The sequence below is a fragment of the Kitasatospora sp. NPDC054795 genome (assembly GCF_053611565.1).
Genome location: NZ_JBSHAP010000218.1, coordinates 1 through 8,481 on the forward strand (window position 1 = coordinate 1; position 8,481 = coordinate 8,481).

The window sequence follows — 8,481 nt, forward strand, 5'->3', positions numbered from 1 at the left end:
AGCGCGGCCAGCGCGGCGGCGGTCAGCGCGGCCCGGGCGGCGGCTCCGCCCGACCGCCGCTCCACCGGCCGGGGCGCCGGCGGGCGGCGGGGCACCCGGGCGTACAGCTCCTCGGCCAGCGAGAAGAGGTCGGTGTGCCGGCAGCGGGCGGCGGTGTCCGGGCCGAGCCCGGCCTCCTCCAGCCCGGCGGCGATCTCCAGCGGGTCGACGGCGCGCTCGCACAGCCCGCGGTGCTCCGCCATCACCTCGCGCACCGGGTCCGCGCTGCCGCCGAGCAGGGTGCCGCCCGGCATCAGCGGGCCTCCGCGAGTTCGGCACGCCGCCCGGCCGGCTCCCGCGCCCCGTCCGGGTTCGCGTTCCCCTCCTCCGCGGTGCCGCCCCCGCGCGGGCCGTCGGCCAGCCAGTACTCGGCGGGACGGGCGAACGGGCGCGGCGCGGGCCCGCCCTCCCCGCCGCCCCCGCCGCCGGGGAAGGCCGGGTACTGCGAGACCAGCTCCAGGTAGATCTCCCGGAACGCGCCGATCACCGGCTCCACGGCGAAGCGTTCCTGCGCCCGCAGCCGCCCGGCCAGCCCGAGCCGGCCCCGCCGCTCCTCGTCGCGCAGCAGCGCCAGGCAGGCGCCGGCCAGGGCGCGCGGATCGCGGGCGGGCACCAGCAGCCCGGTCGGCCCGACCACCTCGCGGGCCACCCCGACATCGGTGGAGACCACCGCCCGGCCGCTGAGCATCGCGTCCGCGAGCAGCCGGGGGCTGCGCTGGGAGAGCCCCGAGAAGACCGTCACCGTGCCCGACTCCCAGGCCCCGGCGAGGGAGCCGGGCCGCCCGGCGAAGTCCACCGCCGGGGCCACTCCCAGCCGTTCGGCCACCGCCGCGCAGTGCGCCCGGTAGCCGGGCGCCGCCTCCTCGCCGTACACCACCAGCCGCGCGCCGGGCAGTTCGGCGCGGACCCGGGCCAGGGCGTGCAGCGCGAGTTCGAGGTCCCGGCCCGGCTCCAGCGCGCCCGCCCACACCAGGGTCGGCGCCGCGGGCTCCGGCCCGGCGGCCGGGCGGTCCACCGCCGGCGTGCCCTCGTACACCACCCGGGTACGAGCCGGATCGGCGCCGCAGCGGCGCTGCCACTGCTGGTCGTGGGCACTGCCGGGGGTGAGTATCGCGGCCTGCCGGTAGGTCTCCCCGGTGAGCGCCCGGAAGAAGGACAGCAGCAGGGCGCGAACCGGCCACCGGTACGGCGCCTCGCGGTAGCCGAGGTACTGCTCGCGCAGGTGCAGGCCGTGCTCGGTGACCACGAACGGCACCCCGTGCAGGTGCCGGGCCACCAGGGCGGGCAGCGCGGCCGGACCGCCGCCGACCACGTGGCACAGGTCGGCCGCGCCGAGGCCGCCGGGGCCGGTGCCGTACCAGGGCGCGGACAGCGGGCGCAGGCACTGCTCCAGCAGGTCCGCCGCGACCAGCACGTCGCACACCAGCGGCTGCCCGGCCGAGGTGTCCGCGCCGGGCAGCCGCCAGGTCCGCTCCAGCAGCCGGCGGGCGTGCGCGGAGGCCAGGAAGGCGGGCAGCCCGCCTTCCTCCCGGGCGAGCGCCGCCAGCCGGTACAGCCCGGGCCCGAAGCCGGCTCTCTCCGCGGGCAGCACCAGGGCCCGCACCAGTTGTTCGTACGCCCCGGCGTACCGGCGTCTGCGCACCGCGCCGGGCGCGCGGCCGCCCGGTCGGCGCCCCCACAGTGCCAGCTCGTGCGGGCCGCGCAGGACGGCCGGCAGCCGCTCCGCGGTGTCCGGGGCCCGCCGGACCGGCCCCGGCCGCGGGCCGGTCAGCAGGTACAGCTCGAACCCGTGCTCCGGCAGGCCCTCGGCCAATCGCTCGCACCAGCCTCCGGCACCACGCCGGGGATGTGGACGGACACCCTCGGTGAGCAGGGCAACGCGCACGGGAGACCTCCAGGGCAGAGCGGGTTCGCTGGGCGGGATCACGGACGGATCGACGGATTTCCGGGCGGCCCGGGCGGTCGCCCGGGGCGCCCCCGCACGACGGCGGGAACGGTCGGGGAAGGGAGGTCCGGTCGGCCCGGGCCGGCGCCGCGGTGCCTCCGTGCGGCCCGCCGGCGGCCCGGTCGCGGCCGCGCCGCGTTCCGTTCCCCCGGGCTCCCGCCCGCTTCGGCGGTCGGGCCCGGCCCGCCGGAACCCCTCGGCCGCGGCCGCCCTCCGGTTCCTCCGGCGGCCGCGACTCCCCCACACCTGTTCGGTCCGACAGCAGAAAGGTAGGACCGGCCCTGGCCGATCCATCGGTCACATGCCTGCCTGCCACCTGATCGAGTGAACCGCCGTGACCTCGACCCGGTCCGGGCCGTTACCGGGCGGTATGCGCGGCCGCCCGCGCGGCCCCGCCCGGGCGCGCGATCGGCCCGCCGCGGCGCGCGCCCCACCCGCGCCGTGGGCCCAGCCGGTGGTGTGCGCTCAGCCGGTGGTGTGCGCGATCAGCTCCCGTACCGCCCGGGCGACCTCGTCGGGGTGCTCCATCATCGCCACGTGCCCGGATTCCGGCAGCACCAGCAGCCGGGCGTCCGTGAAGGCCGCGCAGGCGCGGCGGGCCGAGCGGTAGGAGACCAGCTTGTCGCGCAGCCCGTACACCAGCAGCACCGGCGCCCCGACCCGCTCGGCCTGCCGCCACAGCGCCTGGTCGCCGCGCTCGGTGTACGCCGAGACGATGCCGCGGGCCGAGCCGACCAGCGCCTGCATCGCGTGCGGCACCTCCAGCCGGCGCCGGTACTCGGCCACCGCCTGGGCCCGGGTCTGCGGGCTCAGGCTCTCCGGAGCGCCGTAGACCAGCCGCAGCAGGTCCTCGGTGGCCGCCTCCGCGTCGCGCCCGCCCGCGGACAGCCGGCGCAGCACCGCGGGCACGCCGGGCACCGCGAGCAGACCGGTCGGCCAGGCGGAGCGCTGCGGGGGCAGCTCGGGCAGCGCCGGGGAGACCAGGGTGAGGCTGCGCACCAGGTCCGGGCGCACGGCCGCCAGCCGGACGGCGACCGCGCCGCCCAGCGAGTTGCCGAACAGGTGGACCGGGCCGCGGCCGGAGGCCTCCAGGTAGCCGATCACCGCGCGGACGTGGCCGGAGACGGTGAGGTTGCCGTCGGTGGGCGGGTGGGAGCGGCCGAAGCCGGGCAGGTCCACGGCCTCGCCGTCGACGTGCCCGGAGAGCCGGCCCATCAGGGCCTCCCAGTTGGCGGCCGAGCCGCCGAGGCCGTGCACGAAGAGCCCGGGCTCGCGCCCGTCGGCGACGCCGTCGGCGGCGGGCCGGTGCACCGCGAGCACCGCGCCGGGGACCTCGACCGTACGTACCTGCTGCTCAGCGCTGCTCATGGTGGACGATGGTAGTGAGCCCCGCCCCGGAAGCGCCGGGGTGGTCGGGCCGTGGGCCGCCTCCGTCCCACCACTGCCGAGGCCGAGGTCAGCGCCGTATTGTGGGCTCCTGACAACCAGGCCGATCGTCTTTTCTCGCCTTCGCCGAACGCGGGCGCGGTTACCGAAAAGTAGAATCGGCCATCCTGCAGCAGCGAACAGACCCGAAGTGAGGAGCGCCGTGACGGCCATCCAGGAGGCGCAGGAGCGCCCGCGCGGTGCCCGCCTGCCGCGAAGCGCCCGCCGTGAACAACTGCTCGGTGCCGCCCAGGAGGTGTTCGTCGCGCAGGGCTACCACGCGGCCGCCATGGACGACATCGCCGACCGCGCCGGGGTGAGCAAGCCGGTGCTCTACCAGCACTTCCCCGGGAAGCTGGAGCTCTACCTGGCGCTGCTGGACAAGCACTGCGACGCCCTGGTCGAGTCGACCCGCGAGGCGCTGTCGGCGACCACCGACAACAAGCAGCGGGTGGCCAACACCATGGAGGCGTACTTCAACTACGTCTCCAGCGAGTCCGGCGCATTCCGGCTGGTCTTCGAGTCGGACCTGACCAACGAGCCGGCCGTGCGCGAGCGGGTCGAGCGGGCCTCCGAGGCGAGCGCGACGCTGGTCAGCAAGGTGATCCAGGAGGACACCGACCTGCCCGAGGCGGAGTCCAAGCTGCTCGCCGCCGGGGTCTGCGGCCTGGCCCAGATCACCGCCCGGTACTGGCTCTCGCAGGGCCTGGAGATCCCCCGCGACGAGGCGGTGCGGCTGGTCGCCAGTCTGTCCTGGCGCGGCCTGAAGGGCTTCCCGATGCACCCGGGCGATCAGCCCGGCGAGGGTTCCGCCCACCAGGGCTGATCCACCGACCTTCGTCGGGCCGGGGATCCGGTGCTCTATGGTGAAGCCGTACGGCACGGTCGCCGCGAACGCTTGTCCCAGGCGGTCCGGTGCCCGTGCGTGGAGGCTGCAACCCCGGAGGGACGGAAGCCGTGGAGGTCAAGATCGGCGTGCAGAACGCGCCTCGCGAGATCGTGATCGAGAGCTCGCAGACTGCCGATGAGGTCCAGAGCGCGGTCGCGAAGGCGCTGGAGGGCTCGGAGAAGATCTTCGCGCTGTCCGACGAGCACGGCCGTCGCATCATCGTCCCGGCCGAGCGCCTGGCGTACGTGGAGATCGGCGAGTCGGCCTCCCGCAAGGTCGGCTTCGGCACCGCCTGAGGCGTCGCCGACAGGATCGTCCGGTGCCCCGTTCCCGCGAGGGAGCGGGGCACCGTCGCGTGTACGACCGGGTGGGGCGGGGTACGGCGAGGGTGCGGCGCCGGTGCCGCACGCCCGTTCCCCCGGGAGGCAGCCTTGCTGGTCGAGTCGATCGCCTTCGCCCTCGTCGGCCTGGTCACGGGCGGCGCCGCCCTGCTGGCCCTGCCCTCGTACTTCCGCGCCGCCCGGGCCCTGACACTGGGCACCGCGCTGGCGGCGGCGCTGGTCGGCGGGGTGGTCGCGCACTTCGGCGTGGACGGGCGCCAGCCCGCGGTGTCCGTCGCGGCCGCGGCGGTGGCCGCGGGCGTGCTCACCTCGCTGCTGGCCCGGCCGGACCTCGCCGCCGGGCGCGCCCCGGCGCACCGGCACCACCCGCACCGGCCCGGCGCCCACCGCGCGTCGCGGCGGCACCGGGCGGCCTGAGGAACCCAGCCGGCGGCCCGAGGACTCCTAGGACGCCAGGCCGAGGGCGGCCATCCGCTTGGTGTGCGCCTCGGTGATCCGGTTGAACATCTTGCCGACCTCGACCAGGTCGAAGCCCTGCACCTGCACGCCGCCGACCAGCAGGTTGGACAGCGCGTCGCGCTCGGCGACGACCCGCTGGGCCTGGCTGAGCGCCTCGCCCATCAGCCGCCGGCCCCACAGGGCGAGCCGGCCGCCGGCCCGCGGGTCGGCCTCGATGGCCTGGCGGACCTTGTCCACGGCGAACTGGGCGTGGCCGGTGTCGGACATCACGCTCAGCACCAGGTCACGGGTGTCGTCGTCCAGCCGGACGGCCACCTCGCGGTAGAAGTCGGTCGCGATGGCGTCGCCGACGTAGGCCTTGACCAGGCCCTCCAGCCAGTCCGAGGGCGCCGTCATCCGGTGGAACAGCTCCAGCGGCTCGACGAAGGGCCGCATCGCTTCCTGCGGATCGGCGCCGACCTCGGCGAGCCGGTCGTGCAGCCGCTGGTAGTGCTGGAACTCGGCGGAGGCCATCCGGGCGAGCGCCGCCTTGTCGGCGAGGTCGGGCGCCAGCTTGGCGTCCTCGGCGAGCCGCTCGAAGGCGCTGAGCTCGCCGTACGCGAGCGCGCCGAGCAGGTCCAGCACCGCCGCCCGGTAGCCGGGGTCGGCCGAGCACTCGGCCCAGTCCCCGATCGAGCCGGCCGCCGCGTCCTGCGTCTCACCATGGGTCTCCATGACCCGCAACTTTAGTCCCGCCCCGCCGACCCGTGCCCGGGCACGCCCGGTGACCGGCCGGACCGGCCGCTCCGGTGGCAGTTGCCGGGGGCAATGTCAGACGCGTCACGTGTTCGAGTCGTCGCCTGACTGTATGGTGGTACGGAGCCCGTCGTGTTCGCATGGTGTCACCGCCGTCTCGGTACCCCGCGCGAACCCTCCGTAGCGGCACCGTCCAGCCGGACGTGTCCGCACCGGAGGCACGGGTACTCACGTACGCGGATGCCCGGTCGGAGAGCCGATCGGCTCCGACCATGGCTTGGACTTCAAGCCTTGGCACCGCATCAGTGGCCGAGCGAGGGCCGCCGAGACCACGCCCCGAGGCGGAGGTCCCGCGCAGGTCCCTCACGGGAATCCTCCCCGACGCCGCCGGCGACGCGCCCCGCACCAGGGCAGCGCGCACCGGCCGGCCGCAGGGACCGGCGCGGTTGTGCGTCCGCGCAGCTGTACCAGGGCCGCCCAGGCCCGTAGGCAGCCGCGCGGCTGCCCGCCCGCCGCTCGCTCTCGGCCCCTTCGAAAACGGAAGAGGCAGCACCCTGTCCACCACCGCTGAACCCATCAAGACGACGTTCCGGGACCTGGGGATCCTCCCGGAGACCGCCGAGGCGCTCGAGTCCGTCGGCATCGTCCACCCCTTCCCCATCCAGGAGATGACCCTGCCGGTCGCGCTGACCGGCCACGACGTCATCGGCCAGGCCAAGACCGGCACCGGCAAGACCCTCGGCTTCGGCCTCCCGCTGATCGAGCGGGCCATCGTGCGCGCCGACGTGGACGCCGGCCGGGCCACCGAGGACCAGCTCTCCGACTTCCCGCAGGCGCTGATCGTCGTCCCGACCCGCGAGCTGTGCACCCAGGTCACCAACGACCTGCAGACCGCCGGCAAGGTGCGCAACGTGCGCGTCCTCGCCGTCTACGGCGGCCGGGCGTACGAGCCGCAGGTGGAGGCGCTCACCAAGGGCGTCGACATCGTGGTCGGCACCCCGGGCCGCCTGCTGGACCTGGCCGGACAGAAGAAGCTCAACCTGTCCAAGGTCCGCGCGCTGGTCCTGGACGAGGCCGACGAGATGCTCGACCTCGGCTTCCTGCCGGACGTCGAGAAGATCATCACCATGCTGCCGGCCAAGCGGCAGACCCTGCTGTTCTCGGCCACCATGCCGGGCCAGGTCATCAACCTCGCCCGCCGGTACATGAGCCAGCCGACCCACATCCGGGCCGCCGCCCCGGACGACACCGGCGCGACCGTCGCCAACATCGAGCAGCACATCTTCCGTGCGCACTCGCTGGACAAGGTCGAGATGGTCTCGCGCATCCTGCAGGCCGACGGCCGCGGGCTGGCGATGATCTTCTGCCGCACCAAGCGCACCGCCGCCGACGTCTCCGACCAGCTGACCCAGCGCGGCTTCGCGGCCGGCGCGGTCCACGGCGACCTCGGCCAGGGCGCCCGCGAGCAGGCCCTGCGGGCCTTCCGCAACGGCAAGGTCGACGTGCTGGTCTGCACCGACGTCGCGGCCCGCGGCATCGACGTCGAGGGCGTCACCCACGTCATCAACTACCAGTGCCCCGAGGACGAGAAGACCTACCTGCACCGGATCGGCCGCACCGGCCGGGCCGGCGCCTCCGGCACCGCCGTCACCCTGGTCGACTGGGACGACATCCCGCGCTGGCAGCTGATCAACAAGGCGCTGGACCTGCCGTTCAACGACCCGGAGGAGACCTACTCAACCTCCGCGCACCTGTACGAGCTGCTGAAGATCGCGCCGGGCACCAAGGGCGTCCTGCCGCGCTCGGAGCGGACCCGCGCCGGGCTCAACGCGGAGGAGGTCGAGGACCTCGGCGAGACCGGTGGACGCGGCGCCCGCTCGGGCCGCGGCGGTCGCGGTGAGCGCAATGACCGCGGTGAGCGCAGTGAGCGCGGTGACCGTGGTGGACGCGGCAGCCAAAGCGGCTCCGGCCGTCCGGGCGCCGGCGCCGCCACGGCCGAGACCGAGGAGCAGCCGTCGCGCCGCACCCGCGAGCGCCGCCGCACCCGCCGGGGCACGGCGGTCGGCGCCGAGGGCGAGGCCGCTGCCGTCGTGACCGGTGCCGCCGTGGCGGCCCCGGCCGTCGAGGGCGCCGAGGGCGAGGCCGCTCCGCGCCGTCGCCGTCGCCGCTCGCGCGGTAGTGCCGCCTCGGCCGAGGCCGCGGTGGCGGTCGAGTCGACCCCGGTCGCCGAGGCCGTCGTCGCCGAGGCCGCCGCGGTCGTCGAGGCCGCCGCCGAGGCGGTCGCCGAGGCGGTCACCGAGGCCCCGGCCAAGAAGGCCACCCGTACCCGGACCCGCAAGCCGAAGGCGGAGACCACCGAGACGGCTCCGGCCGCCGAGGCCGACGCCACCGAGGCCCCGGCCCCGGCCAAGAAGGCCACCCGGGCCCGCAAGCCGAAGGCCGTCGCCGAGACCGCCCCGGCGGCCCCGGCCGCCGAGACCGCCGAGACCGCCTCCGAGGTCCCGGCCCCGCGCAAGCGCACCCGCGCCCGCAAGGTCGCCGCGCCGGTGGAGGCCACCCCGGAGAGCTGACACCCCGTGTCTCCCCTGAGGGGGCGGGCCAGGCCACCCGGCCTGGCCCGCCCCCACGGGCGTTCCACGCCGCGGTCC

The 8,481-nt window shown here is 76.0% G+C and carries 7 protein-coding genes and 1 pseudogene; 4 read left to right on the forward strand and 4 right to left on the reverse strand.

Annotation, left to right across the window (positions count from 1 at the left end):
• The 3 genes and pseudogenes from ACWGJO_RS40070 to ACWGJO_RS40080 form a co-directional block, all read right to left on the reverse strand.
• Positions 1 to 293 (reverse strand): annotated as a pseudogene (locus ACWGJO_RS40070) (hypothetical protein); the annotation flags it as partial.
• Positions 293 to 1,924: a DUF3492 domain-containing protein gene (locus tag ACWGJO_RS40075; protein WP_452190674.1), complete on the reverse strand. Its 1,632-nt coding sequence runs from the start codon at positions 1,922 to 1,924 to the stop codon at positions 293 to 295. The pseudogene ACWGJO_RS40070 and the gene ACWGJO_RS40075, both read right to left, overlap by 1 nt.
• 525 nt (positions 1,925 to 2,449) lie before the next feature.
• Positions 2,450 to 3,352, reverse strand: a complete 903-nt coding sequence (locus ACWGJO_RS40080) for an alpha/beta fold hydrolase (RefSeq protein ID WP_452190676.1) — start codon at positions 3,350 to 3,352, stop codon at positions 2,450 to 2,452.
• A 220-nt stretch (positions 3,353 to 3,572) separates the two neighbouring features.
• Between ACWGJO_RS40080 and ACWGJO_RS40085 the strand changes: the two genes are divergently transcribed.
• From ACWGJO_RS40085 to ACWGJO_RS40095, 3 genes are all read left to right on the forward strand, one after another.
• Positions 3,573 to 4,235, forward strand: coding sequence for a TetR/AcrR family transcriptional regulator (locus ACWGJO_RS40085; protein WP_452190678.1), 663 nt, complete (start codon positions 3,573 to 3,575; stop codon positions 4,233 to 4,235).
• Positions 4,236 to 4,366: 131 nt separating this feature from the next.
• On the forward strand, positions 4,367 to 4,594 hold the full coding sequence (locus ACWGJO_RS40090) for a DUF3107 domain-containing protein (RefSeq protein WP_359903510.1): 228 nt from the start codon (positions 4,367 to 4,369) through the stop codon (positions 4,592 to 4,594).
• Positions 4,595 to 4,729: 135 nt separating this feature from the next.
• A complete protein-coding gene (locus tag ACWGJO_RS40095; protein WP_452190680.1) occupies positions 4,730 to 5,056 on the forward strand; it encodes a hypothetical protein in 327 nt (108 codons plus the stop codon).
• A gap of 27 nt (positions 5,057 to 5,083) precedes the next feature.
• On the opposite strand, the gene ACWGJO_RS40100 is transcribed toward ACWGJO_RS40095, so the two are convergent.
• Positions 5,084 to 5,812: a ferritin-like fold-containing protein gene (locus ACWGJO_RS40100; RefSeq protein ID WP_452190682.1), complete on the reverse strand. Its 729-nt coding sequence runs from the start codon at positions 5,810 to 5,812 to the stop codon at positions 5,084 to 5,086.
• Positions 5,813 to 6,501: 689 nt separating this feature from the next.
• Here ACWGJO_RS40100 and ACWGJO_RS40105 point away from each other — a divergent pair.
• A complete protein-coding gene (locus ACWGJO_RS40105) occupies positions 6,502 to 8,403 on the forward strand; it encodes a DEAD/DEAH box helicase (RefSeq protein WP_452190684.1) in 1,902 nt (633 codons plus the stop codon).
• Positions 8,404 to 8,481: the final 78 nt, after the last annotated feature.

Coding starts and splice junctions, on each gene's coding strand:
- ACWGJO_RS40080 (WP_452190676.1), bottom strand. CDS start 3,352: ATGAGCAGCGCTGAGCAGCAGGTACGTACGGTCGAGGTCCCCGGCGCG.
- ACWGJO_RS40100 (WP_452190682.1), bottom strand. CDS start 5,812: ATGGAGACCCATGGTGAGACGCAGGACGCGGCGGCCGGCTCGATCGGG.
- ACWGJO_RS40105 (WP_452190684.1), top strand. CDS start 6,502: ATGACCCTGCCGGTCGCGCTGACCGGCCACGACGTCATCGGCCAGGCC.